A 24,787-nucleotide genomic window follows, 5' to 3' on the forward strand; every position below is an offset into this window, starting at 1 on the left:
GGTCCAGAACGAAAGACACCCTGAGATGCTCGTCTGGCTGGCCGATTTCTCCGGCACCTTCCCGGTGCTGAATGTGTTCCGCTACATCACATTCCGGGCGGGCGGAGCGACGGCGACGGCGCTGCTGTTCGTATTCTTCTTCGGCCCGGCGGCGATTTCCTGGCTGCGGATCAAGCAGGGCAAGGGCCAGCCGATCCGCAGCGACGGGCCGCAATCGCATCTCTCCAAGCGCGGCACGCCGACCATGGGCGGGCTGATGATCCTGTCCGGGCTGTTCGCCGCGACCCTGCTCTGGGGCAATCTGCGCAACCCCTATGTCTGGACCGTGCTGGCGGTGACGGTGAGCTACGGCGCCATCGGCTTCTATGACGATTATCTCAAGGTGACCAAGCAGTCGCATCTCGGCTTTTCCGGCAAGGCCCGGCTGACGCTGGAGATCGGCATCGCCCTCGTCGCCTGCAGCTTCATCATGCAGACCGGCCCGGCCGGAATCTCCTCGGGCTTCGCCTTGCCCTTCGTGAAGGATTGGATGATCCCGCTCGGGCTGCTGTTCCCGCTGGTCGGGGCCTTCGTCGTGGTCGGGGCGGGCAATGCGGTGAACCTCACCGACGGGCTCGACGGGCTGGCGATCGTCCCGGTGATGATCGCGGCCGCGACCTTCGGCTTCATCTCCTATCTCGTCGGCAATGCGATCTTCTCCAACTATCTGCAGATCCACCATGTCCCCGGGGCGGGCGAGCTCTCGGTGATCTGCGGCGCGATGATCGGCGCCGGGCTCGGCTTCCTCTGGTTCAACGCGCCGCCGGCGCAGATCTTCATGGGCGATACCGGCTCGCTCGGCCTCGGCGGGCTGCTTGGCGTGATCGCGGTCGCCACCAAGCACGAGATCGTCCTCGCCATCGTCGGCGGCCTGTTCGTGCTCGAGGCGCTGTCGGTCATCATCCAGGTCGCGGTCTTCAAGCGCACCGGCAAGCGCGTCTTCCTGATGGCGCCGATCCATCATCATTTCGAGAAACTCGGCTGGACCGAGCCGCAGGTGGTGATCCGCTTCTGGATCATCTCCGTGGTGCTGGCCCTGGTCGGCCTGTCGACGCTGAAGCTGCGCTGATCCGATGACGCCTGTCACTGTCTTCGCCGGGCGCCGCGTCGCCCTGTTCGGCCTGGGCGGCTCCGGGCTCGCCACGGCAAGAGCCCTGATCGCGGGCGGGGCGGAGGTCGCGGCCTATGATGATGGCGAGGCCTCGCGCGCCAAGGCGGCGGCGGAGGGCATCGCCATCGTCGATCTCGCCGCGGCCGACTGGTCCGGCTTCGCGGCGCTGGTCTTGTCGCCCGGCGTGCCGCTGACCCATCCCGCGCCGCATTGGACGGTGGCGAAGGCGAAGGCCGCCGGCGTCGAGGTGATCGGCGACGTCGAGCTGTTCTTCCGGGAAAGGGCGAGGCTCTCGCCCGATGCGCCGGTGATCTGCATCACCGGCACGAACGGCAAATCGACGACGACGGCGCTGGTCGCGCATGTGCTGAAACAGGCCGGCCGGGACGTGCAGATGGGCGGCAATATCGGCACGGCGGTGCTGGCGCTGGATCCGCCCGCTCCTCACCGCGTCCATGTCGTGGAATGCTCTAGCTACCAGATCGATCTCGCCCCGTCGCTGAAGCCGAGCATCGGCATCCAGATGAACCTGACGCCGGACCATCTCGACCGGCACGGCAGTTTCGAGGCCTATGGCGCGATCAAGGAGCGGCTGGTCGCGGCGGCCGACATCGCCGTGATCGGGGTGGATGACGAGCCGTCGAAGCAGATGGCGCGCCGGCGCGCCGCCAGCGGGCGGCCGCTGGTGAAGATCAGCGGCGAGCAGCCGCTGGACGAGGGCGTCTTCGCCGGGATCACCGCCAATCGCGGCACGTTGGACACGCGCATCGTCCAGGTGTTGGAGGGCAAGCCGCGCGTCGTCGCCAACCTCGCCGGCATCGGCTCGCTGCGCGGCTCGCACAATGCCCAGAACGCGGCGGCGGCCTTCGCCGCCTGCTTCGCGCTGGGGCTGAGCGCGGAGGAGATCGCCGCCGGCTTCCGCAGCTATCCGGGCCTGGCGCATCGCATGGAGGAGCTCGGCCGCGTCGGACGCATCGTGTTCATCAATGATTCCAAGGCGACCAATGCCGATTCGACCGAGAAGGCGCTGACCTCCTTCCGCGATATCTTCTGGATCCTCGGCGGCAAGCCGAAGGAGGGCGGCATCGACTCGCTGCGCCGCTATTTCCGCAATATCGCCAAGGCCTATCTGATCGGCGCGGCCAGCGACGCCTTCGCCCGGACCTTCGACGAGGACGGCTCGGTGGATTACGAACGCGCGGGCACGCTGGAGGTCGCCGTCGCCTCCGCCCTGCGCGATGCGCAGGCGAAGCGAGGAGAGGGGGAGATCGCGGTGCTGCTCTCTCCGGCCTGCGCCTCCTTCGACCAATTCCCGAACTTCGAGGTGCGCGGCGACCGGTTCCGCGCGCTGGTCGGGGCTCTGCCGGGCTTCGTGCCCTATGGAGCGGGCTGAGCCGGGCCGGCGGGCGCGCGGAGCGGAGGCGTCGGCCGGGCGCGGCCTTGCCGTCGCGCAGGCCAGCATTCCCTTTTGCGGGGATTTGCTGTATGGGCCCTTCTCAATCGATGGCTGAGCCCCGCGCCGCTTCCTTGCGCCGCCCCTTCCGTCGCCCGCATTTCCGCGCCGTGCCAGTCCAAGCGCCCTAACGTTTAGGCCCTAAACCGATGTCCTTCCTTCCCACGAGCCCGCCGCTTGCGCGTGCGCTCGCCGAACGCAATTACTCCGACCCGACGCCCGTGCAGAACGCGGTGCTCGAGGAAGCCGCCGCCGGGCGCGACCTTCTGGTCTCGTCGCAGACCGGCTCGGGCAAGACCGTGGCCTATGGGCTCGCCATCGCCTCGACGCTGCTGGGGACGGACGAGGCCTTCGGCCGCGCCGGCAAGCCGCTGGCGCTGATCATCGCGCCGACGCGCGAATTGGCGCTGCAGGTGCAGCGCGAACTGGCCTGGCTCTACAAACACGCCAATGCCCGCGTCATCGCCTGCGTCGGCGGCATGGACCCGCGCCGCGAGGCGGCCTTGCTCGACGAGGGCGCGCATATCGTGGTCGGGACGCCCGGCCGCCTGCGCGACCATATCGAGCGCCACCGTCTCGACGTCTCCGCGCTGAAGGCGGTCGTCCTGGACGAGGCCGACGAGATGCTCGATCTCGGCTTCCGCGACGATCTCGAATTCATCCTGAAGACCACGCCGGAAGAGCGCCAGAGCCTGCTGTTCTCGGCCACGCTGCCCAAGGCGATCATCGCGCTGGCCCGCAGCTATCAGCGCGATGCGCTGCGCATCGAGGTGCAGGGCGGCTCGCGCGGCCATGCCGACATCGAATACCGCGCCATCCGCGTCTATCCCAAGGAGGCCGAGCTCGCCGTCGTCAATTTGCTGCGCTTCCATGATTCGCCGACGGCGCTGGTGTTCTGCAACACCCGCAACGCGGTCCGCCATCTCGAGGCGATCCTGCTGGAGCGGGGCTTCTCGGCGGTGGCGCTCTCGGGCGAGCTCAGCCAGAGCGAGCGCAATTCGGCGCTGCAGGCCCTGCGCGACGGCCGGGCGCGCGTCTGCGTCGCGACCGACGTCGCCGCCCGCGGCATCGATCTGCCCGGCCTGACGCTGGTGATCCATGCCGAGCTGCCGAACGATCCGGAGGTGATGCAGCATCGCTCCGGCCGCACCGGTCGCGCCGGCAACAAGGGCACGAGCGTGCTGCTGGTGCCGCCCTCACGCCGCCGCAAGGCCGAGATGCTGATCGCCGAAGCGAAGGTCGAGGCCGTCTGGGCCGGGCCGCCGACGCCGGAGGAGATCCGCGCGCTCGACCAGGAGCGGCTGCTCAGCGACCCGATGCTGACGGGCGAGGCCGGCGAGGACGATGCCGGGATGATCGAGGCGCTGCTCGCCGGACGTTCCGCCCAGGAGATCGCCGCGGCGCTGGTGCGCGTCTACCGCTCGCGCCTGCCGGGCGCCGAAGAGGTCGGCGATCCGAATTTCGCCCGCGACGAGCGCCGCCCGCGCGAGCCGCGCGATTACGCCAGCCCGCGCGAGGGCGCGCGTTTCGGCGAGGAGCGGGGCGAGGCGCCGCGCAAGGCCGGGCCGCGTGGCGAGACCGTGTGGTTCCGCCTCAATATCGGGCGGAAGGACGGCGCCGATCCACGCCAGCTGCTGCCGATGCTGTGCCGCCGCGGCAAGATCACCCGCGACGAAGTCGGTGCGATCCGCATCTTCGACAAGGAGACCAAGGTCGAGATCGATGCCGATGTCGCCGAGCGCTTCGCCGAGCTGGCGCGCGCGGCCGACCGCGACAAGATCGTGATCGAGCCGGTGACGGGCGAAGACGAGCGGCGGCCGGCGAAACCCTTCGCCGAGAAGGCGAGCCATGCGCCGGCGCCCTACCAGAAGCGCGAGCGCGGCGACGAGCGCCCGGCAGCCAGGGCGGATCGCGGCGAGCGCCATTCGGCGCCGCGTGCGGAGCGCCCGGGTCAGGACAGGCCGGCTTTCGAGAAGAAGCCCTATGAGGGCAAGAAGAAGGCGTATGAGGGTAAGGGCAAGCCCTTCGCCGCGCGGTCCGAGGAGGGGCGGCGCTATGATCCGGTGGCGCAGGACCGGCAGAACCTGGCCGATCCCTCGGTGCGCTTTTCGCGGGAGGCGCGGCCGGGCGCGACGGGCGACAAGCCTTACGCCGCCAAGCCCTATGCCGCGAAATCCCCGGCGGGCAAGCCGGGCGGCAAGTTCGGCGCGGGCGGCAAGCCCGGCTTCGCCGGTGCCAAGCCCTTCGCGGGTCCCAAACCCTTCGCGGGCGGCAAGGCGGGCAAGCCGAAGCGGCCCCGGGACGATCGCGGCTGAGCGGAGGCCCTGCGCGCGATCGTCACGCTCTCCTCAGCGCAGGCCGAGGAAGGACAGGATGACGAGAACGACGACGATCAGGCCGACGATGTAGATGATGTTGTTCATGATGAAGCCCCCGGGCTTGAGCGGGCCCGAGGCCCGGCGTGAACCAGATGCCGCAGACCTCATGCCTGCGGCACGGGCTCAACCCGCGCGGCGCGAAGAAGGTTCCGCAGGAGCCGCCGGCGGCGGCTGAGGCCGGATCGCTCCGGCCTCGTCCGGCGGCATCGGCGCCTCAGCGGCAGCGGGTGACCGGACGCTCGATCAGGCCGAGGCCAGGCACATAGCGCGCCCGCAGCACGGTGAAGCAGCGCGGCGCGTAATAGCCGGCATAGATCGGGCGATAGCCCCAGCCATGGCCGCCCCAATGCGGGCCGTGATGGCCCCAGCCATGGTGACCATGCTTGCCGTGGAAGCCGCCATGCTTGAAGCCGTGCTTGGCTTCGGCGGCGGTGGAGGTGGCGAGCGAGCCGCCGAGGAGCGCGCCGGCGCCGAGGACGAAGGCGGTGGCGAGGCCGGCGATGGTGCTGCGCTTGGTCATGATGCTAGTCTCCCTGATCTCTCCGGGGCGGCGGGATTGCCGCTCCATGCGGATTGGTCGCGGGAGACTGCGATCGGGTTCAAAGCGCAGCGGGTTTTTTTAGCGCCTGTGCGGGAGCTCGTCCTGGACGACGAGCCTGCGGTAGAGATGCCAGCTGGCGTGGCCGAGCACGGGCATCACAATCACCAGCCCGACCAGCACCGGCAGCGAGCCCAGCGCCAGCAATCCCGCGATCATCATTCCCCAGACCAGCATCACCCGCGGATTGGCCTCCACGGCGGCCACCGAGGTGCGCACCGCCGTGCCGATATCGACATGGCGGTCCAGCATCAGCGGGAAGGACACGACCGAGATCGAGAAGGCGGCGATGGCGAAGAGCGCGCCGACGGCGTTGCCGACGATCATCATCACCCAGCCGTCGAAGGTGGTGAGCACGGCGGTGAAGAAGCTCTCGGAGGTGACGGGCGGCGGCAGCCCCAGGGTCGCGCGGTAGATCAGCCAGGCGCTGGCGAGCCAGGCGAGGAAGAGCCCCGTCAGCAGCAGGCCGAGCAGCGCGATCTGGCCCAGCGCCGGCGAGCGGAAGACCTGCAGCGCCTGCCCGGCCGAGGCATCCTCGCCGCGCTCGCGCCGGCGGCTGATCTCGTAGAGCCCGATCGCGGCGAAGGGGCCGAGCAGGGCGAAGCCCGCCATCAGCGGGAAGAGCAGAGGCAGGATGTTGTAGGTGGCGCTGAGCCGCGCCAGCAGCGCGCCGATGATCGGATAGATCAGCGCGACGAAGACGAGATGTGTCGGCTGCGCCAGGAAATCGTCCCAGCCCCGTTTCAGCGCGTCGACGAGATCTTGGACCGTGATGCTGCGCAGCCGCGGCGGCGCGTCCGGTTCCGCCCGCGTCCTGATCGCCGCGCGGGGCATGGTATCGAGATTGGCCATGGCGTGTCTCCCGGTTCTGGCCCGGTGCGCCGTCGGCGTTGGTCTCGTGCCTGCGCCATGCGGGATGGAACAAGCCGCCTCAGGCGTCGAGCTTCCCATTCTAGCCAGGCGAGTGTAGCGCGGCCGGACGCTCCTGTCGCCCGGCCACGCGAACACGAGTGCGGGAGCGGGCTGCTGACCTTTCTCGTCAGCGGCTTCTCGCCTAATGAAGAGGCCATGACAGATGACGGCTTTCCCCCTCTCGACCAGCTGACGCCGCGCAAGGCGAAGCTGGAGCACAAGGCGCTGGCGGCGGAGATCGCCGCGGCCGATCTCGCCTATTTCCAGGAGGATCGCCCGATCCTCGAGGACGCCGTCTATGACGCCAGGAAACGCCGGCTGCTGGCGCTGGAGGAGGCGTTTCCCGCGCTGAGATCGGCGGCCTCGGTGCAGGTCGGCGCGCGCCCGGCGGCGCGCTTCGCCAAGATCCGCCATCGCGTGCCGATGCTCTCGCTGGGCAATGCCTTCGCGGATGAGGATGTCGGCGATTTCGTGCAGCGGGTGCGCAGCTTCCTCGGCCGCAAGGCGCAGGACGAGATCGTCTTCACCGCCGAACCCAAGATCGACGGGCTGTCGCTGTCGCTGCGCTACGAGAACGGGCAGCTGGTCTCGGCGGCGACGCGCGGGGATGGCGAGGAAGGCGAGGACGTCACTCAGAACGCCCGCACCGTCGCGGAAATCCCGCAGGCGCTGAGCGGCGAGGATGTGCCGGAGGTGATCGAGGTGCGCGGGGAGATCTATCTCGGTCATCGCGATTTCGCGGAGATCAATACGCGGCAGCGCGAGAAGGGCCTGGCGGAATTCGCCAATCCGCGCAATGCCGCGGCCGGTTCGCTGCGCCAGCTCGACGCCTCCATCACGGCGTCGCGGCCGCTGCGCTTCTTCGCCTATGCCTGGGGCGAAATGCCGGTGCCGCCTGCGGCGACGCAATTCGGCGTGGTCGAGGCGTTCCGGCGCTGGGGCTTCAGGACCAATACGCTGATGGTGCGCTGTGCCGATCTGGCCGAGATGCTGGCGCATTACCGGCTGATCGAGAGCCAGCGCGCCAGCCTCGGCTACGACATCGACGGGGTGGTCTACAAGGTCGACGAACTGGCGCTGCAGCTGCGGCTGGGCTTCGTGGCGCGCGCGCCGCGCTGGGCGATCGCCCATAAATTTCCGGCCGAACTCGCGACCACGGTGCTGGAGAAGATCGAGATCCAGGTCGGGCGGACCGGCGCGCTCAGCCCCGTGGCACGGCTGCGGCCCGTGACCGTCGGCGGGGTCGTCGTCACCAACGCCACCCTGCACAACGAGGATTACATCCGCGGCTTCGATTCCAAAGGCGAGCGAATCCGCAGCGGCGAGCCCCCGGACATCCGCGAAGGCGACACGGTGACGGTGAAGCGCGCGGGCGACGTGATCCCGCGCGTCGAGGCCGTGGATCTCGCCAGGCGCCCGGCCGATGCGAAGCCCTATCTCTTCCCGACCGCGTGCCCGGCCTGCGGCAGCCATGCGACGCGCGAGCTCAACCCGCGCACCGGCAAGGAGGATGCGGTGCGCCGCTGCACCGGCGGGCTGATCTGCCCGGCGCAGGCGGTTGAGCGGCTGAAGCATTTCGTGTCGCGCGACGCGCTCGACATCGACGGGCTGGGCGACCGTCAGATCGAGTTCTTCCACACCGATCCCGAGCTCCCGGTGAAGGAGCCGGCCGACATCTTCACCCTGGCGCGGCGCGACGCCGCCAATCTCAAGAAGCTCAAGGACAAGGACGGTTTCGGCGCGCAGAGCGTGGCGAAGCTGTTCGCGGCGATCGACGACCGGCGGGCGCCGCCGCTCAACCGCTTCATCTTCGGCCTCGGCATCCGCCATATCGGCGAGACCAACGCCCGGCTGCTCGCGCGGCATTACGGCTCCTTCGCGCAGTTGCGGCAGGCGGTGATGGCGGCGGAGCAGCCGGGCTCGCCCGAGCGCCAGGAGCTCGACGCGATCGACGGCGTCGGCCCCACCGTGGTCGAGGCGCTGCTGGAGTTCTTCGCCGAGGCGCATAATCAGGAGATGCTCGACCGGCTTCTGGCCGAGGTGACGCCGCAGCCTCTGGAGGCGGTCGCCTCCACCAGCCCGGTCGCCGGGAAGATCGTCGTCTTTACCGGCGCGCTCGAGCAGATGACGCGGGACGAGGCCAAGGCGATGGCCGAGCGCCTGGGCGCAAAGGTCGCGGGCTCGGTGTCCTCCAAGACCGATCTCCTGGTGGCGGGGCCGGGGGCCGGATCGAAGCTCAAGGATGCCGCCAGACACGGGGTCGAGGTGATCGACGAGGCCGGCTGGTTCACGCTGGTCGGCGGCCAGGCCGCGGGGTGAGGGACGCGCCGACCGCAGGCGCTCCCGGCCCGGCGACGAGGCTCGCCGTGATGATCGGCATCACTTTTCTTCAAGACGGCCCGGGGGCGAGGCGAATTATCCTGTCGCCATGGAACTGATCACCCAGGAACAGGCGCTGGCCGAAACCCCGCTCAAGGCGGGCGAGCGGGCGCATCTCTTCACCAACCGGCGCTTCGACGGGCTGGAATTTCTGGCCGCGACCTTTCGCACCCATGCCTATGCGCCCCATGCCCATGACACCTACGCCATCGGCACGATCCTGAGCGGCTGCGAGATCTGGCACGCGCGCGGGCGCAGGCTCTATGCGGGCGCCGGCGACATCGTGCTGAACCACCCGCTCGACGTGCATGACGGAGCGCCGAGTGAGGGCGGCTATCGCTACCGGATGAGCTACCCCACCGTCGGGCTGATGCGCGAGCTCGCCGCGTCGCTGGCGCCGGGCCGGCCGAGCGGCACGCCGTTCTTCCGCGAGCCGGTGGTCCATGACAGCGAGGGAGCCGCGCTGTTCGCCACCGCCCACCGGCTGCTGGAGGAGGGGCCGGATGCGCTGGCGGGCGAGGAGGCGCTGCTGCGGGCCTATGCGGCGATGCTGGTGCGGCATGCCGATCTCCAGATCCGCGACATCGGGCGCGAGCGCGGCCCGGTGGATCTGGCGCGTGCGCTGATCGAGGCGCGCCATGACGAGGATCTGTCGCTGGCCGAGCTCGGCGCGGCCACGAAGCTGCCGCGGCATCATCTGATCCGCGCCTTCCGCCGCGAGACCGGGCTGACGCCGCATGCCTATCTCGTCGATGTCAGGGTGCGCCGCGCCCGCGACAGGCTGCGCCGCGGCGAGGCGCCGAGCGCGGTCGCGGCCGCCACCGGCTTCAGCGACCAGGCCCATCTCACCCGCGCCTTCAAGGCCCGCTTCGGCGTCACGCCCGGCGTGTTCCGCGCCGCCCATCTCTCCTGACGGTCCGCATGTCGTCCATGTCCAAAGGTGACACCATCCTGGCCGATCTGCGCCTCGGCCTCTCCGATATCTGGCCGGCCGCGGTCGCCGCCATCCCGATCGCGCTGCTGTTCGGAGCGCTCGCCGCCGGCAAGGGCCTGTCGCCGGCCGAGGTCGGGCTGATGGGATTCCTGGTTTTCGCCGGCGGCGCGCAATTCGCCGCGGTGGAGCTCTGGGCGACGCCGGCGCCGATCGGCGCCCTGGTGTTCTCGACGCTGCTGATCAATGCGAGGCATGTGCTGATGAGCGCCTCGCTGGTGCCGAAACTCGCGGGCTTCTCGCGCGGTCAGAGGCTGCTCGGCCTGTACTGGATGGCCGACGAGAACTGGGCGCTTGCGGAGAAGCGGGCGCGGACCCGGCCGCTGACCCCGGCCTATTGGTTCGCCATGCTCGTGCCCTTCGTCATCGGCTTCGTCTCGCTGTCGACACTGGGCGCGGTGGTTGGGGCCGCATTGGGCGATCCGCGCCGGCTCGGGGCGGATTTCGCCTTCACCGCGCTGTTCATCGCTCTGGTCGCAGCCTTCTGGAAGGGTCGCGTGACGTTCTGGACGGTCGCGGCCTCCGGTCTCGCCTCGGCGCTGGCCTATCGCCTGGCGGGGCCGCCCTGGCATGTGCTGGCCGGAGCGCTCTGTGGGCTGGCCGCGGCCTGGATCGCGGCGGGAGCCGAACGCCGATGACCCTCGACTCCCACACGCTGCTCGCCATTCTCGGCATGGCGGTCGTCACTTATGCGACGCGGATCGCCGGGCTCGCGCTGGCCGGACGGCTCGCCTTGTCCGAGCGGGCGCAGGCCGCTTTCGATGCGATCCCGCCGGCGGTTCTGGTCGCGGTGATCGCGCCCAGCGCGCTCGCTACAGGCTGGGCCGAGACGGGCGCTGCGCTGCTCGCCGCGCTGGCGGCTATGAGGCTGCCTCTGCTGGCGGTGGTGCTGGTCGGGGTCGCGGCGGTGGTCGGCCTGCGCGCGCTGCTCTGACCGCGCCGTCGCCGCTCACAGCGGCCGGCAGGCCTGCTCCAGCCAGGATTTCGGCTCGCCCGCCAGCAGCGGCGACAGCTTCTCCCAGACCTTGGCGTGATAGGCGTCGATCCAGTCGATCTCACCCTGGTCGAGCAGGCTGCGCTCGATCAGAGCGCGCTCATAGGGGCACCAGGTGATGGTCTCGAAGCCGTAGATGGTGCGGTCGCCGCCCGGAATCTGCCGCTCCTCGACCACGATCAGGTTCTCGATGCGGATGCCGTACTCGCCCTGCTTGTAGTAGCCGGGCTCGTTGGACAGGATCATGCCCGGCTCGAGCGGCGTGGTGCCGAGCTTCGACAGGCGCTGCGGCCCCTCATGCACCGAGAGGTAGCTGCCGACGCCATGGCCGGTGCCGTGGTCGAAATCGAGCCCGGCCTGCCAGAGCGGCAGTCGCGCCAGCGCATCGAGCTGGGCGCCGGAGGTGCCCTTGACGAAAACGACCCGCGAAATCGCGAGATGGCCCTTCAGCACCCTCGTATAGCGATCGCGCATTTCGGCGGTCGGCGTGCCGATCGCCATGGTGCGGGTGATGTCGGTGGTGCCGTCCTCGTATTGCCCGCCGGAATCGACCAGGAAGATCCCGGGCTCGATCCGGCGATTGCTCGATTCGGTGACGCGGTAATGCGGGAGCGCCGCATTGGGGCCGGCGCCGGCGATGGTGGTGAAGGAGACGTCCTTCAGCAGTCCGGTGCCGATCCGCTCCTGTTCGAGGGCGGCGACCGCGTCGATCTCGGTCAGCCCGCCCTTGGGCGCCTCGCGCGCCAGCCAGGTCAGGAAGCGCACGATCGCAGCACCGTCGCGCAGATGCGCGTTGCGGGTGCCCGCGAGCTCGGCGGCATTCTTGCGCGCCTTCATCAGCGCGATCGGATCGGCGCCGACATCCGCCGTTCCGCCCGCCTCGCCGATCAGCGTGGCGAGGGCGGAGGCGGCGGTGGCGGCATCGAGCCTGACCTTCGCCCCGGCCGCGCCGAGGCGCTTCAGCTGCAGCTCCAGCCCCGATGGCGGGGAAATCTCGCCGATCGCCCCGATGGCGTCTCCCGCTTCATTGGTGACCTTTTCCGGCGCCAGGAACACGGTGGGCCGGCCCTCGCGCGGGACGATGGCATAGCCGAGCGGCAGCGGCGTATGCTCGACATCGCCGCCGCGGATGTTGAAGGTCCAGGCGAGGGCATGGGGGTCCGACACCACCAGCGCGTCGACCTTGGCCTTGGCTAGAGCCTCCTGGATGCGCGCCAGCTTCGCCGCCGGATCCTCGCCGGCGAAATCCCCCCGATGCGCCTTGACCTGCGCGGCCGGCGCCGCCGGCCGGTCGCTCCACAGCGCGTCCAGCGGGTTGGGCGCGCAGGGAATCAGCGTGCCACCGGCGGCGGCGACCGCCTTTTCCAGCCTGGCGACGCCGTCCACCGTATGGACCCAGGGGTCGTAGCCCAGCCTGCCGCCCTCCGGCAGATTGGCCTCGATCCAGCGCTCCAGCGGCGTCTCCTCCATCTTGACCGGCGTCACGACGGCCGTGTCGGTCTGCTCGGCGGATTGGATGGTGTAGCGGCCGTCGACGATCAGCGCGGCCTTGTCGGCGAGGACGATGGCCGTACCCGCCGAGCCGGTGAAGCCGGTCAGCCAGGCGAGCCGCGCCATATGCGCCGGCACATATTCGCCCTGATGCTCGTCGGCCCGCGGGATGATGAAACCGTCGAGCCCCTGGGCCGCCAGCGCCCGGCGCAGGGCGGCGACGCGCGGCGCCACCTCGGCCGGGTTGCTCGGCTCCGAGAAGGACTGGAAACGGCAGGCTTGAGCAGGCAGTTCGGGCATGGCGGGTCCAGCTGTTGGCGAATCCGGGCATCGTCGCGTCTGCAAGGCCGGATGACCAGCCGAAATGCTGCGGTTTCGCCTGCTTTTTTCGCGCGCGCCGGATGCCTGTGGAACAGGCTCTCTGCCTCTTCGCTATGCGGAAAAGGCATTCCTTAACGGATTGCGACCGATGTCATGCATTGGGCGCATATCTCGCATATGCGAAACCGCCTTTTCGCACCTGCGAAGAGCGCCCATTTTATCCGGCATAAGAGAACGAGGAAGCGACCGGGACTGTCCTTCGTTTCGCTGTTGGAGAGACCCTATGACCTATGTGCTGAACAACACCGCCGCGCTGCGCAGCAGCGATAGCGCCACGCCCGCCGTCAAGACCGGCCCGTCGATCTGGCAGCGCTTCTACGCCGCTCTGGTCGAGAGCCGCCGCCAGTCCGCGATCCGCGAATTGCGCGCCCGCTCCTATCTGGTGAACGAGGCCGAGATCGTGCTCGGCGGCTTTCCCCAGACGGCGCTGAAGGACGATGCGGCGCTGCCGTTCAACCGCTGATCGGTTCGCCCAGGCTTTTCCCGTTCCCCTGCCGCCGTGCCATCCGGCCGCGGCTCATATCGGAGATTTCTCCATGATCGCCATCATCAAGCATGTTTTCGAGCAGGTCCGCGAGACCGCCCGCTTCGCCTCCGCCGTCTGGCACGATGCTCGCTCCATGCAGGCCGAAGCCGAGGCCAAATACGGCCATATCGGCCTCTGAGCCGGCTGCCGGAGCGTTCCGCTCCCGCAACCCCCTCCGGGGATCGACGAGAGGGGCGGGCGAGCAGCCCGCGCCCGGCTAGAACGGGTGGCGCGGCCTCGGGGCGGCGCCGCCCTTTTTCATGACCAGCGTCGCCCAGCCTTCCCGCATCGCCTTGCGGGCGAGGAAGACGCCCTGGTGGCGATAGGCCGCCAGCACCCCCGGCACGTCCATCTCCAAGAGGCCGGACAGGATCAGCGTCCCGTCGGCGGCGAGCACCCGGGTGATCGCTGGCGCCAGCCGGCGCAGGGGGCCGGCCAGGATATTGGCGAAGACCAGGTCGAAATGGCCGGGCCTGTCGGCCTTGGCGTGGCGGAGGCCCGGCGCGACATAGAGATCCAGCGCGCCGGGTGCATGGTTGACGCGGGCGTTATGCGCCGCCACCGCGACCGCGACGGCGTCGATGTCGCCGGCGACGACGCGGCGCTTGATCTGCTTGGCCAGGGCGAGCGCCAGGATCCCGGTGCCGGTGCCGACATCGAGGCCGTGACGCGGCCGCCGCCGCTTCAGCTCGGCGTCGAGCGCCAGCAGGCAGCCGGCGGTGGTGCCGTGATGCCCGGTGCCGAAGGCCAGCGCCGCCTCGATCTCGATGGCGACGTCGTTGACGCGCACGGCGGCGCGGTCATGCGAGCCATGGACGAGGACACGGCCGGCCCGCACCGGCTGCAGCCCCTCGAGGCTGGCCGACACCCAATCCTGCTGGTTGACGGTCTGGAACGGGGTGGCATCGACGCTGTCGCCGATGATCGGGCGGAGCATGTCGCGGACCGCCGCCTCGTCCGGATGGCTGGCGAAATAGATCTCCACCTTCCAGGGCGCGTTGAGCGAAAGGGTGGTGACGCCGCTCTCGATCTCGAAGGCCGAAATCGCGGTTTCGGTCGGGTCGAAGACCTCGCCCAGCAGCTCGGTCAGCGCACGCGCCTTCTCGCCCGAGGTGGAGAGTTCGAGGACGGTGGCGACCGTCGATGGCAGGAGACCTTCACGCATCGGCGGGGCTTAGCAGGCGGGCGGACGCTTGTCATGCCGGGGCGGTCGGCCCGGCCGGTCTCAGCCCGCGCTCTGCACGAAGGAATCCAGCACCATTTTCCGCCCGGCCTTGTCGAAATCAACGGTCAGCTTGTTGCCGTCGACGCTCGCCACCGAACCCGGCCCGAACTTGATGTGGAACACCCTGGCGCCGACGTCGAAGGCCGAGGCGCCGGTCGATTTCGCCGTCAGCTCGCCCTCGATCAGCATCGGTCCGCGCCGGCCGCCCTGGCCGAAACTGCGCGAGCCGCCATCGGCGAAGCCCGCCTGGGCATAGCCGGGCGCGGCGCCGCCGAACATGCTGCTCTGGCCGGTGCGGGCCTTGTTCTCCTGGGCGCGCTGCCAGCCCGGCGTCTGGTAGCTCGAGCCGAAGCTCTCCATCCGGTCGAAGCGCGAGGCGCCATAGCCGCCCTGGCTGTAGTTCGAGGCGGCCTGCACCACCTCGACATGCTCTTCCGGCAGCTCGTCGATGAAGCGGCTCGGCAGGCTCGACTGCCACAACCCGTGGATGCGGCGGTTCGAGGCGAAATAGAGCTTCAGCCGCTTGCGCGCCCGGGTCAGCCCGACATGGGCGAGGCGGCGCTCCTCCTCCAGCCCGGCCCGGCCGCTCTCGTCGAGAGCCCGCTGGCTCGGGAACAGGCCTTCCTCCCAGCCCGGCAGGAAGACCGTGTCGAACTCCAGCCCCTTGGCGCCGTGCAGCGTCATGATCGAGACCCGCTCGGTGCTCTCGCCGCTATCGGCGTCCATCACCAGCGAGACATGTTCGAGGAAGGCCGGGAGGTCGGGAAACTCGTCGAGCGAGCGCACCAGCTCCTTGAGGTTCTCCAGGCGGCCGGCCGCGTCGGCGGAGCGGTCCTTCTGCCACATGTCGGTATAGCCGCTTTCCTCCAGCACCAGCTCGGCCAGCTCGCCCTGGGGCAGGTGCTCGGCGCGCGCCTGCCAGCGGCCGAAGGCCTCGACCAGCTCGCGCAGGCTGGTGCGGGCCTTGGGCTTGAGCTCGTCGCTCTCCACCACCACCCGGGCCGCCTGCAGCAGCGACAGGCCGGAGGAGCGGGCATGGTTGTGCAGGATCTGGATGGTCGCGTCGCCGAGCCCGCGCTTGGGCACGTTGACGATGCGCTCGAAGGCGAGATCGTCGGTCGGCGAGACCACGCAGCGCAGATAGGCCATGGCGTCGCGGATTTCGACGCGCTCGTAGAAGCGCGGGCCGCCGATGACGCGATAGGGCAGGCCGAGATGAACGAAGCGATCCTCGATCTCGCGCATCTGCGCCGAAATCCGCACCAGGATCGCGATCTCCGATAGGTTGTGGCCCTTGTTCTGCAGCGCCTCGATCTCGTCGCCGATCAGCCGTGCCTCTTCCTGGCTGTCCCAGGCGCCGGTGATGGTCACCTTCTCGCCGGCCTCGTCCTCGGTGCGCAGCGTCTTGCCGAGGCGGCCCTCGTTGCGGGCGATGAGCTTGGAGGCGGTGGCGAGGATATGGCCGGTGGAGCGGTAGTTGCGCTCAAGCCGGATCACGGTCGCGCCGGGAAAATCATGCTCGAAGCGCAGGATGTTGTCGACCTCGGCGCCGCGCCAGCCATAGATCGACTGGTCGTCGTCGCCGACGCAGGCGACGTTGCGCCGGCCCTGGGCGAGCAGGCGCAGCCAGAGATATTGCGCGGTGTTGGTGTCCTGATACTCGTCGACGAGGATGTAGCGGAAGCGCTCGTGATATTGCGCCAGCACGTCGGGGTTTTCGCGAAACAGCGTCAGGCAATGCAGCAGCAGATCGCCGAAATCCACGGCGTTCAGCGTCTTCAGCCGCTCCTGATAGGCTTGGTAGAGGGCGCCGCCCTGGCCATTGGCGAAGACCGCGGCCTCGCCCGGCGGCACGTCCTTCGGGGTCAGGCCGCGATTCTTCCAGCTGTCGATGAAGCCGGCCAGCATCCGCCCGGGCCAGCGCTTCTCGTCGATCCCGGCGGCGGCGATGACCTGCTTCATCAGCCGGACCTGGTCGTCGCTGTCGAGGATGGTGAAGTCGGCGCGCAGGCCGAGCAGCTCGGCATGGCGGCGCAGCAGCTTGGCCGAGATCGAATGGAAGGTGCCGAGCCAGGGCATGCCTTCGGCGACCGGGCCGACGAGATGGGCGACGCGCTCCTTCATCTCGCGCGCGGCCTTGTTGGTGAAGGTCACCGACAGGATCTGCGAAGGGTAGGCGCGGTTGGTGGCGATGAGATGGGCGATGCGCGTGGTCAGCACCCGCGTCTTGCCGGTGCCCGCGCCGGCGAGGACCAGCACCGGCCCGTCCGTGGCCTCGACCGCCTGGCGCTGCTCCGGGTTCAGGCCGGAGAGATAGCCGGCGGACGGCGCCGCCGCCGCCCGTGCGGCGAGGCCGCCGGGACGGGGCAGGGGAGCGGACGATGCGTGGCTGTCGGACAAGGGTGATCTGCTCGTGCGTGATTCGTTCTCGCGTCAATATAAGGCGTCGATGCCGAATTGCGCGTGGCCGACCGCAGATTTGGTGAGAGATGCCACAGGATTATCGGCGGCAGACGCTGCCGCCGACGCCGCTTCGCCGCCGGGCCTCCCGGCGTTCAGCCCTCCGCGGGCTCGAACTCCATTGCCACGCCGTTGATGCAGTAGCGCAGGCCGGTCGGGGGCGGGCCGTCCGGGAAGACATGGCCGAGATGGCCGCCGCAATTGGCGCAATGCACCTCGGTGCGGACCATCATGAAGCTGCGATCCTCGGTGGTCGCGACCGCGCCCTCCAGCGGCTCGTTGAAGCTCGGCCAGCCCGTGCCGCTCTCGAATTTCGTGAGGTTGCGGAAGAGCGGCTGGCCGCAGCCGGCGCAGGAGAAGGTGCCGGCGCGCTTCTCGAAATTCAGCGCGCAGGATCCCGGGCGCTCGGTGCCATGGCCGCGCAGCACGCGGTACTGCTCCGGCGTCAGCCGGGCGCGCCATTCCTCGTCGCTCAGCTCGAAGGGGAAACGCACCGCCTGTTCCTTCTCGCCGCCGAACATGCTCATCAGACCCATATCGGTTTCCTTTCCCGTACCGGACCGGCCGGCATTTCCGCTGATATGGGGGCGGAGCGACGCGATTTCAGCCTTGTTGGCGTAGGACCGGCTTCACGAAGGCGTGGCGTCTCAGAGATTGTCGCCGGCGATGGCGGCGATCACGGCGTCGGTCACCTGCCGCGTCGTCGCCTGCCCGCCGAGATCGGGGGTATGGCAGGCGGGATCGCCGGTGACGCGCTCGATCGCCCGCATCAACCGCGCCGAGGCCGCGCTCTCGCCGAGATGGTCGAGCATCATCGTCGCCGTCCAGAAGGTGCCGATCGGGTTGGCGATGCCCTTGCCGGCGATGTCGAAGGCGGAGCCGTGGATCGGCTCGAACATCGAGGGGAAACGCCGCTCCGGGTTGAGATTGGCGGTGGGCGCGATGCCGAGCGAGCCGGCCAGAGCGGCGGCGAGATCCGAGAGGATGTCGGCGTGGAGATTGGTGGCGACGATGGTGTCGAGGCTCTGCGGCTTGATCACCATGCGCATGGTCATGGCATCGACCAGCATCTTGTCCCAACGCACATCCGGGAAGTCCTGCGCCACCTCCGCGGCGATCTCGTCCCACATCACCATGGCATGGCGCTGCGCATTGGATTTCGTCACCACCGTCAGCAGCTTGCGCGGCCGCGACTGGGCCAGCGCGAAGGCATAGCGGATGATGCGGGTGACGCCGGTGCGGGTCATCATCGAGACGTCGGTGGCGACCTCCTCCGGGAAGCCGCGATGCACGCGCCCGCCGACCCCGGCATATTCGCCTTCCGAATTCTCGCGCACGATCACCCAGTCGAGCTCCGGCCCGGAGACGGCGCGCAGCGGCGAGGTGATGCCCGGCAGCACCCGCGTCGGCCGGACATTGGCGTATTGGTCGAAGGGCTGGCAGATCGCCAGGCGCAGGCCCCAGAGCGAGATGTGGTCCGGCACGTCGGGCGCGCCGACGGCCCCGAAGAAAATGGCGTCATGGTCGCGGATCTGGTCGCGCCCATCCTCCGGCATCATCAGCCCGGTGCGCTTGTAATAGTCCGAGCCCCAGTCGAAATGATCGAAGCTGATGGCGAAGCCGCCATCGCGCTGGGCCAGCGCCTGCAGCACCTCGATGCCGGCGGCGATGACCTCGACGCCGATGCCGTCCCCGGGAATGGCGGCGATGCGATGGGTCTTCATGATCCTAGTCCCTCGATGAACATCCGCGTCTTTGAGCGCTCGGAAACTGCAAGTCAAGAATCCATTGCAGCTTCCATGGAAGATGCTAAGTTCCAGCCATGAGGTCGCCATGCCAGATCGTCTGAAACGGGCCGAGCCCGCCGCGGAACGCGGCAGCAGCCTCGTCGACAGCACCTATGCGGCGCTGAAGGAGGCGATCCGCGACAGTGTCTTCGCGCCGGGCTACCAGGCTTCGGCGGCCGAACTCGCGCTGCGTCTCGGTGTCAGCCGCACCCCGGTACACGAGGCGGCGCTGCGGCTGCAGGAGGAGGGGCTGGTCCGCATCCTGCCCAAGCGCGGCATCCTGATCTGCGCGCTGGCGCCGGATGATCTGCGCGAGATCTACGAGGTGCTGATCGCGATCGAGGCCAGCGCCGCCGAACTCGATGCGCAGCTGCCGCCGCCGGAGCGCACCCGCCTGGCCGATGATCTGGCGCAGGCGACGGACGCGATGGCGACCGCGCTGGCCGCGGCCGATCTCGCCGGCTGGGGCCATGCCGACGCCGCCTTCCACAGGCTGATCGTCGAGCGCTGCGGCAATTCCCGTTTCACGCGGATCCTGCAGACGGTGAACGACCAGTCCCACCGCGCCCGCATGCTGACCTTGCGCCTGCGCCCGCATCTGCCGGTCTCGGTGGCCGAGCACCGCGCCTTGCTCGACGCCATCCGCGCCGGCGACGCCGAGGCCGCGCGGGAAGCGGCGCGGCTGCACCGGGTGCGGGCACGGGACGAGCTTCTGCCGCTGATCGCCAGCATCGGGCTGCGCCATCTCTGACGACCGTCACCAGATCGCGAGCAACGCGACACCACAGCAAGGAGGAACATCATGCGTCCTATGATCCTGGCCCTCGGGGCCGCTCTGACCTTCGCGGCAGCCGGGCCGCACACCGCATCGGCCCAGGCCTATCCCAGCCGGGGCATCACCATGGTGGTGCCCTTCGCGGCTGGCGGGCCGACCGATGTGATCGCCCGCATCGTATCCGACCACATGTCCCGGACGCTGGGGCAGAACATCGTCGTCGAGAACGTGGCCGGCGCCGGCGGCACCACCGGCTCGCTGCGCGTCTCGCGGGCGGCGCCGGACGGCTACACCGTGATGATGGGCAATCTCGGGACGCATTCGGCCTCGGTCGGGCTCTATCCCAATCTGGCCTATGATCCGCGCACGGATTTCGCGCCGGTGATCAACACCGCCGGCACGCCGATGCTGATCTCGGCACATAAGGATTTCCCGGCCAATACGCTGCAGGAATTCATCGCGCTGCTGAAGGCCGAGCCGGGCAAGTATAATTACGGTCATGGCGGCATCGGCTCGACCTCGCATCTGACCTGCGTCTATTTCCACCATCTGATCAAGGCGCCGGTCCAGCAGGTGCCGTTCCGGGGCTCGGGCCCGGCGATGAACGCGCTTCTCGCCAAGCAGCTCGACTATGTCTGCGACCAGACCGTCGGCATCGTGCCGCAGCTCAGCAACCTCAAGACCTATGTCGTGGCGACGCCGAAGCGCCTCGAGGTGGCGAAGGACGTGCCCACCAGCGCGGAAGGCGGGCTGGCCGAGTTCCAGGCCGTCGGCTGGAACGCGATCTTCGCGCCGAAGGGCACGCCGAAGGAGATCGTCGACAAGCTCAACGCCGCTGGACGGGCCGCGCTCGCCGATGAAGGCGTGCGCAAGCGCCTGCTCGAACTCGGCTGCGAGATCCCCTCGGGCGAGGGCCTGAGCTCGGAGGCGCTCGCCGCGCATGTGCGGGCCGAGGTCGACAAATGGACCCCGGTGATCAAGGCGGCGGGCGTCACCGCCCAATAGGGCAGCTTGAGCCGCGCCGCGCGTCACCGAAGCGTCATGCGACTCCTCTAGTCGGCTCGGCAACGAGACGACGAGGGCGGAACGATGCAGACGGCACGCGCGGCGAGGCGGGAGACGGCTTCGGGCCTGACCATGGCGGTGCATCGCAGCGCCGCCCTCTCGAAGGCCGGCATTCTGGAGCGGCTGTTCACCTTCGCCTTTTCCGGCCTGGTCTATCCCCAGATCTGGGAGGATCCGGTGGTCGACATGGCCGCGCTGCAGCTGCGCCCCGAGGATCATGTCGTCGCCATCGCCTCGGGCTCCTGCAACGTCCTGTCCTATCTCACCGCGAACCCGGCGCGGATCAGTGCCGTCGATCTGAACGGCGCCCATATCGCGCTGGGCAGGCTGAAGGTCGCGGCCTTCTCCCGGCTGCAGCGCCATGAGGAGCTGCTGCGCTTCATCGGCGAGGCGCAGGCGCGGGACAATGTCGCGCTGTACGACCGGCAGATCGCGCCGCATCTCGATCCGGCCACGCGCGCCTATTGGGACAGCCGCGGCCTGGATGGGCGGCGGCGGATCTCGGTGTTCGCCCGCAATCTCTACCGCTATGGCCTGCTCGGCCGCTTCATCGGGGCCGGCCATCTGCTGGGCCGGGCGCTGGGCTGCGACCCCCGCCAGATGCTGAAGGCGAGGACGCTGGAGGAGCAGCGGACGCTGTTCGAGCGCCATCTCGCGCCGGTCTTCGAGAAGCCGCTGGTGCGCTGGCTGGTCCGGCAGCCGGCCTCGCTCTACGGGCTCGGCATCCCGCCCGCCCAGTACAAGGCGCTGGCCGGGGACGGGCCGGACGGCATCCGCGCCGTGCTGCGCCACAGGCTGGAGCGGCTGGCCTGCGGCTTCCCGCTGCAGGAGAATTATTTCGCGCAGCAGGCTTTCGGCCGGCGCTATGCCGATGCCGGCACGGGGGCCGTTCCGCCCTGTCTGGAGCGCCGACATTTCGAGGCGGTGAAGGCGCGGGTTCAGCGCATCGCCTATCACCAGAGCGCGGTGACGGCCTTTCTCGAGCGGCAGCCCGCCGAAAGCTGCGACGCCTATGTGCTGCTCGATGCGCAGGATTGGATGAACGATGCGGAGCTGACCGGGCTGTGGACGCAGATCACACGGACCGCCAGGCCAGGCGCCCGCGTGATCTTCCGTACAGCCGCCGACGAGCGGCTGCTGCCGGGCCGGGTGCCGCAGGCGATCCTCGCGCAATGGCAATACGAGGAGCAGACCAGCCGGGCGCTGCTGGCCCGGGACCGCTCCTCGATCTATGGCGGTTTCCATCTCTACAGGCTGACGGAGCGCGCCGCGTGAGCGCCGCCGCGCCCGCCGCGCTGATGGACAAAATCTATCGGCACCAGCGGCACATCTACGACGCCAGCCGGAAATTCTACCTGCTGGGTCGCGACGCCGCGATCGCCGCCTTGCAGCCGCCACCGGGCGGCAGCGTGCTGGAGATCGGCTGCGGCACCGGGCGCAACCTCATCCGCATCGCCAGGCTCTATCCCGGCCGGGATTGCTGCGGGCTGGACGTCTCCTCGGCGATGCTTTCGACCGCGCGGCGATCCGTGCAGCGGGCCGGGCTGGCGGGAACCATCCGGCTGGCCCAGGCGGATGCGACCGGCTTCGACGCGCAGGCCCTGTTCGGCCGCGCGGCGTTCGACCGCATCATCATCTCCTATGCGCTGTCGATGATCCCGCCCTGGCGCGCGGTGGTGCAGGAGGCGCTGCGCCGGCTCGAACCGGGCGGCGCGCTGCACATCGTCGATTTCGGGGATCAGGCCGGGTTGCCGCGCGCTTTCCGGATCATGCTGCGGCGCTGGCTCGCGCTGTTCCATGTCGCGCCGCGGGACGAGCTGGAACAGGAGCTGCGTCGTCTTTCTGCCGAAGCCGGGGTGACGCTGCGGCTGCGGCCGCTTTATCGCGGCTATGCCGTGTTGGCGCAGCTGGAGAAACCCAGGATCATGAGCGGCTCCGGGCCGGCTTAGCAGCCGGAGCGGGCGAATTCAGTGCCGCGTCTCGGCCTCGCGCTCGGCGGTCAGAGCCTCGACCGTGATCGCCGTCTTGCGCGGCATGCCGATCATGCGGCCGATCGTTGCCGGCAGCGGCATCATGCTGTGGGCGGCCTTCATCAGCGCCAGATTGGCGAGGATGTCGGCGGGGAAGGGCGTGACCTTGCGGCTGCCCATATCGACATGCAGGGACAGGTTCTCGCTCGTCGCCGCGAGCCAGCCCTCATGGGCATGGCGCATCTCGAGATAGTAATGCAGCCGCTTCTCGTCGAAGGCGATCAGCTGCGCCGTCACCCGGACCTGGTCGCCCTCGGTCAGTTCGCGCTTGTAGAGGATGTGGCATTCCGCGGCGAAGAAGGAGGCGTGACGTTCGCTGACGTAATCCTGGTTCAGGCCGACGAGCGAAAACACCTCGTCCACCGCCCGATCGAACAACACATGATAATAGGCCATGTTGAGATGGCCGTTATAGTCGATCCATTCCGGCTCGACCCGCATCGCGGACGAGACGAAAGGTGCGAAGAACAGCGCCGGAGCGCGGATATCGTCTTTCATCTCCGCCTCCTGCCCGTTGCGGCCCGCTCGGCCGGGTGGTGCCGCGAAACCCGCCCGCTCATCGCGGATGGACCACAGCGGCCGCGCAAATTGCGCTTGCTGCGATCCGCAAGAGGCGAGACAACAGACGGCCCCGTTCTCGAGCGGGCGAACGCCGCGCGGCGTCCTCACAGTTTTCAAATCTAAGCGTTAAAAGCAGGTCCTGACAATGAGTTCGTCCGCCGCCTTCGCCTATTCTTCCGCCTCTGTCGCTTCGCTGCCACCCTCGGCCGAGGCGATCGCAGCCGTCACCGCGGCGCTGGCGGCGATGCTCGGCAATCGCCTCGTCACCAGCCTCGCCGTGCGCCAGCAGCACGGCCATACGCTGACCTGGATCCCCAATCAGCCGCCCGATGCCGTGGTCTATCCCCACAGCACCGAGGAGGTCTCCGAGATCGTGAAACTCTGTTCCGCGCATCGCGTTCCCGTGATCGCCTTCGGAACGGGGACCTCGCTGGAAGGGCATGTCAACGCGCCCTATGGCGGTGTCTGCGTGGATATGAGCCAGATGAAGCGCATTCTGGCGGTGCATGGCGAGGATCTCGACTGCGTCGTCGAGGCCGGCGTCACCCGCAAGGAATTGAACGAGCATCTGCGCGACCAGGGCCTGTTCTTCCCGATCGATCCCGGCGCCGATGCCTCGATCGGCGGCATGGCGGCGACGCGCGCATCCGGCACCAATGCGGTGCGCTACGGCACGATGAAGGACAATGTCCTGGCGCTGACGGCGGTGATGGCGGATGGCTCGATCGTCAGGACGTCGACGCGCGCCCGCAAGACCTCGGCCGGCTACGATCTGACGCGGCTGCTGGTCGGGTCCGAAGGCACGCTCGGCATCATCACCGAGATCACGCTGAAGCTGCACGGCATCCCGGAGGCGATCTCCGCCGGCGTCTGCCCGTTTCCCTCGGTGCAGGCCGCCTGCGACGCGACGATCGTGACGATCCAGTCCGGGCTGCCGGTGGCGCGCATCGAGTTGCTCGACGATGTCATGATCCGCGGCGTCAACATCTATTCGAAGCTCGGCCTGCCCGAGACGACGATGCTGTTCGTCGAGTTTCACGGCTCGGAAGCGGGGGTGAAGGAGCAGGCCGAGCGCTTCGGCGAGATCGCGGCCGATTGCGGCGGCGGGCCCTTCGACTGGGCGACGAAGGCGGAGGATCGCAGCAAGCTCTGGCAGGCGCGGCACGATGCCTATTGGGCGGCGCGGTCGCTGCGGCCGGGTGCGGAATCGGTCGCGACCGATGTCTGCGTGCCGATTTCGCGGCTCGCCGAATGCGTCGAGGAGACCAAGCGGGACATCGCCGAGAGCGGGCTGATCGCGCCGATCGCCGGGCATGTCGGCGACGGCAATTTCCACACGCAGCCGCTGGTCGACCAGGCCGATCCCGACGAGATGGCGCGCTGCCAGGGCTTCATCGACCGGCTGGTGAAGCGCGCGCTGGCGATGGGCGGGACCTGCACCGGCGAGCATGGCGTCGGCCAGAAGAAGATCAAATATCTCGAGGCCGAGCATGGCGCGCCGGCGCTGGCGGTGATGCAGACGCTGAAGCGCGCGCTCGATCCGCTGAACATCCTGAACCCCGGCAAGATCCTGCCGATGTGACGGGCGCATCGCCCGGCGCCGGCGCGAGCCGTGCGGCTGCCGGGTCCGC

The 24,787-nt window shown here is 69.1% G+C and carries 23 protein-coding genes; 14 read left to right on the plus strand and 9 right to left on the minus strand.

The features are described 5' to 3' along the window. Positions 1-25: 25 nt before the first annotated feature. The 3 genes from mraY (at position 26) to ASG72_RS10675 (ending at position 4,918) form a co-directional block, all read left to right on the plus strand. Complete coding sequence (gene mraY, locus ASG72_RS10665) at positions 26-1,108, plus strand: phospho-N-acetylmuramoyl-pentapeptide-transferase (protein WP_056711940.1); 1,083 nt, start codon at positions 26-28, stop codon at positions 1,106-1,108. Between the two features lie 4 nt (positions 1,109-1,112). After that, positions 1,113-2,543 carry a UDP-N-acetylmuramoyl-L-alanine--D-glutamate ligase gene (murD, locus tag ASG72_RS10670; RefSeq protein WP_056711943.1) on the plus strand — a complete coding sequence of 477 codons (1,431 nt, stop codon included), beginning with the start codon at positions 1,113-1,115 and terminating at the stop codon, positions 2,541-2,543. Positions 2,544-2,752: 209 nt separating this feature from the next. Then, positions 2,753-4,918, plus strand: a complete 2,166-nt coding sequence (locus tag ASG72_RS10675; protein WP_056711946.1) for a DEAD/DEAH box helicase — start codon at positions 2,753-2,755, stop codon at positions 4,916-4,918. Between the two features lie 33 nt (positions 4,919-4,951). Here the strand turns inward: ASG72_RS10675 and ASG72_RS20720 are convergent, their stop codons facing one another. The 3 genes from ASG72_RS20720 to ASG72_RS10685 form a co-directional block, all read right to left on the minus strand. Then, on the minus strand, positions 4,952-5,089 hold the full coding sequence (locus tag ASG72_RS20720) for a hypothetical protein (protein WP_156395899.1): 138 nt from the start codon (positions 5,087-5,089) through the stop codon (positions 4,952-4,954). A gap of 106 nt (positions 5,090-5,195) precedes the next feature. After that, the gene (locus tag ASG72_RS10680) at positions 5,196-5,501 is read right to left on the minus strand and encodes a hypothetical protein (protein ID WP_056711949.1); all 306 of its coding nucleotides are present in this window, start codon (positions 5,499-5,501) and stop codon (positions 5,196-5,198) included. A gap of 99 nt (positions 5,502-5,600) precedes the next feature. Next, complete coding sequence (locus tag ASG72_RS10685; protein ID WP_244488764.1) at positions 5,601-6,431, minus strand: DUF2189 domain-containing protein; 831 nt, start codon at positions 6,429-6,431, stop codon at positions 5,601-5,603. Positions 6,432-6,647: 216 nt separating this feature from the next. Between ASG72_RS10685 and ligA the strand changes: the two genes are divergently transcribed. The 4 genes from ligA (at position 6,648) to ASG72_RS10705 (ending at position 10,795) form a co-directional block, all read left to right on the plus strand. Beyond that, positions 6,648-8,810 carry an NAD-dependent DNA ligase LigA gene (ligA, locus tag ASG72_RS10690; protein ID WP_082540260.1) on the plus strand — a complete coding sequence of 721 codons (2,163 nt, stop codon included), beginning with the start codon at positions 6,648-6,650 and terminating at the stop codon, positions 8,808-8,810. A gap of 109 nt (positions 8,811-8,919) precedes the next feature. Next, positions 8,920-9,783 carry an AraC family transcriptional regulator gene (locus ASG72_RS10695; protein ID WP_056711953.1) on the plus strand — a complete coding sequence of 288 codons (864 nt, stop codon included), beginning with the start codon at positions 8,920-8,922 and terminating at the stop codon, positions 9,781-9,783. A 17-nt stretch (positions 9,784-9,800) separates the two neighbouring features. Next, on the plus strand, positions 9,801-10,499 hold the full coding sequence (locus tag ASG72_RS10700) for an AzlC family ABC transporter permease (protein ID WP_056711955.1): 699 nt from the start codon (positions 9,801-9,803) through the stop codon (positions 10,497-10,499). Further along, positions 10,496-10,795 (plus strand): AzlD domain-containing protein, encoded by a 300-nt coding sequence (locus ASG72_RS10705; RefSeq protein ID WP_056711958.1) that lies wholly within the window; start codon positions 10,496-10,498, stop codon positions 10,793-10,795. Before ASG72_RS10700 ends, ASG72_RS10705 begins: the two co-directional genes overlap by 4 nt. A 15-nt stretch (positions 10,796-10,810) precedes the next feature. Here the strand turns inward: ASG72_RS10705 and ASG72_RS10710 are convergent, their stop codons facing one another. Then, the gene (locus ASG72_RS10710; RefSeq protein ID WP_056711961.1) at positions 10,811-12,646 is read right to left on the minus strand and encodes an aminopeptidase P family protein; all 1,836 of its coding nucleotides are present in this window, start codon (positions 12,644-12,646) and stop codon (positions 10,811-10,813) included. 304 nt (positions 12,647-12,950) lie between these two features. On the opposite strand from ASG72_RS10710, the gene ASG72_RS10715 reads away from it, so the two are divergent. Both ASG72_RS10715 and ASG72_RS21415 read left to right on the plus strand, forming a co-directional pair. Continuing rightward, a complete protein-coding gene (locus ASG72_RS10715) occupies positions 12,951-13,190 on the plus strand; it encodes a hypothetical protein (RefSeq protein WP_056711965.1) in 240 nt (79 codons plus the stop codon). Between the two features lie 73 nt (positions 13,191-13,263). Next, entirely contained in the window at positions 13,264-13,392 is a 129-nt protein-coding gene (locus ASG72_RS21415; protein ID WP_280137747.1) for a hypothetical protein, read from the plus strand. 78 nt (positions 13,393-13,470) lie between these two features. Here the strand turns inward: ASG72_RS21415 and ASG72_RS10720 are convergent, their stop codons facing one another. The 4 genes from ASG72_RS10720 to ASG72_RS10735 all read right to left on the minus strand — a co-directional run bounded on the left by ASG72_RS10720 (position 13,471) and on the right by ASG72_RS10735 (position 18,662). Beyond that, positions 13,471-14,418: a 50S ribosomal protein L11 methyltransferase gene (locus ASG72_RS10720; RefSeq protein ID WP_056711967.1), complete on the minus strand. Its 948-nt coding sequence runs from the start codon at positions 14,416-14,418 to the stop codon at positions 13,471-13,473. A gap of 60 nt (positions 14,419-14,478) precedes the next feature. After that, positions 14,479-16,878 (minus strand): UvrD-helicase domain-containing protein, encoded by a 2,400-nt coding sequence (locus tag ASG72_RS10725; protein ID WP_056711970.1) that lies wholly within the window; start codon positions 16,876-16,878, stop codon positions 14,479-14,481. A 155-nt stretch (positions 16,879-17,033) separates the two neighbouring features. Beyond that, positions 17,034-17,465: a peptide-methionine (R)-S-oxide reductase MsrB gene (msrB, locus tag ASG72_RS10730; protein ID WP_244488780.1), complete on the minus strand. Its 432-nt coding sequence runs from the start codon at positions 17,463-17,465 to the stop codon at positions 17,034-17,036. Between the two features lie 120 nt (positions 17,466-17,585). Further along, on the minus strand, positions 17,586-18,662 hold the full coding sequence (locus ASG72_RS10735) for a tartrate dehydrogenase (protein ID WP_056711974.1): 1,077 nt from the start codon (positions 18,660-18,662) through the stop codon (positions 17,586-17,588). Positions 18,663-18,771: 109 nt separating this feature from the next. On the opposite strand from ASG72_RS10735, the gene ASG72_RS10740 reads away from it, so the two are divergent. The 4 genes from ASG72_RS10740 to ASG72_RS10755 all read left to right on the plus strand — a co-directional run bounded on the left by ASG72_RS10740 (position 18,772) and on the right by ASG72_RS10755 (position 22,514). Beyond that, positions 18,772-19,476 (plus strand): GntR family transcriptional regulator, encoded by a 705-nt coding sequence (locus ASG72_RS10740; protein ID WP_056711977.1) that lies wholly within the window; start codon positions 18,772-18,774, stop codon positions 19,474-19,476. A 51-nt stretch (positions 19,477-19,527) separates the two neighbouring features. After that, the gene (locus tag ASG72_RS10745; protein WP_056711981.1) at positions 19,528-20,505 is read left to right on the plus strand and encodes a tripartite tricarboxylate transporter substrate-binding protein; all 978 of its coding nucleotides are present in this window, start codon (positions 19,528-19,530) and stop codon (positions 20,503-20,505) included. Between the two features lie 84 nt (positions 20,506-20,589). Further along, positions 20,590-21,840, plus strand: coding sequence for a DUF3419 family protein (locus tag ASG72_RS10750; protein WP_056711983.1), 1,251 nt, complete (start codon positions 20,590-20,592; stop codon positions 21,838-21,840). Positions 21,841-21,863: 23 nt separating this feature from the next. Then, complete coding sequence (locus ASG72_RS10755) at positions 21,864-22,514, plus strand: class I SAM-dependent methyltransferase (protein ID WP_056712592.1); 651 nt, start codon at positions 21,864-21,866, stop codon at positions 22,512-22,514. Positions 22,515-22,532: 18 nt separating this feature from the next. On the opposite strand, the gene ASG72_RS10760 is transcribed toward ASG72_RS10755, so the two are convergent. Further along, the gene (locus ASG72_RS10760) at positions 22,533-23,093 is read right to left on the minus strand and encodes a thioesterase family protein (RefSeq protein WP_056711987.1); all 561 of its coding nucleotides are present in this window, start codon (positions 23,091-23,093) and stop codon (positions 22,533-22,535) included. Positions 23,094-23,301: 208 nt separating this feature from the next. Between ASG72_RS10760 and ASG72_RS10765 the strand changes: the two genes are divergently transcribed. After that, positions 23,302-24,738, plus strand: coding sequence for an FAD-linked oxidase C-terminal domain-containing protein (locus ASG72_RS10765; protein ID WP_056711990.1), 1,437 nt, complete (start codon positions 23,302-23,304; stop codon positions 24,736-24,738). Positions 24,739-24,787 lie beyond the last annotated feature (49 nt).

Source organism: Allobosea sp. Leaf344, from assembly GCF_001426225.1.
GTDB lineage: Bacteria > Pseudomonadota > Alphaproteobacteria > Rhizobiales > Beijerinckiaceae > Allobosea.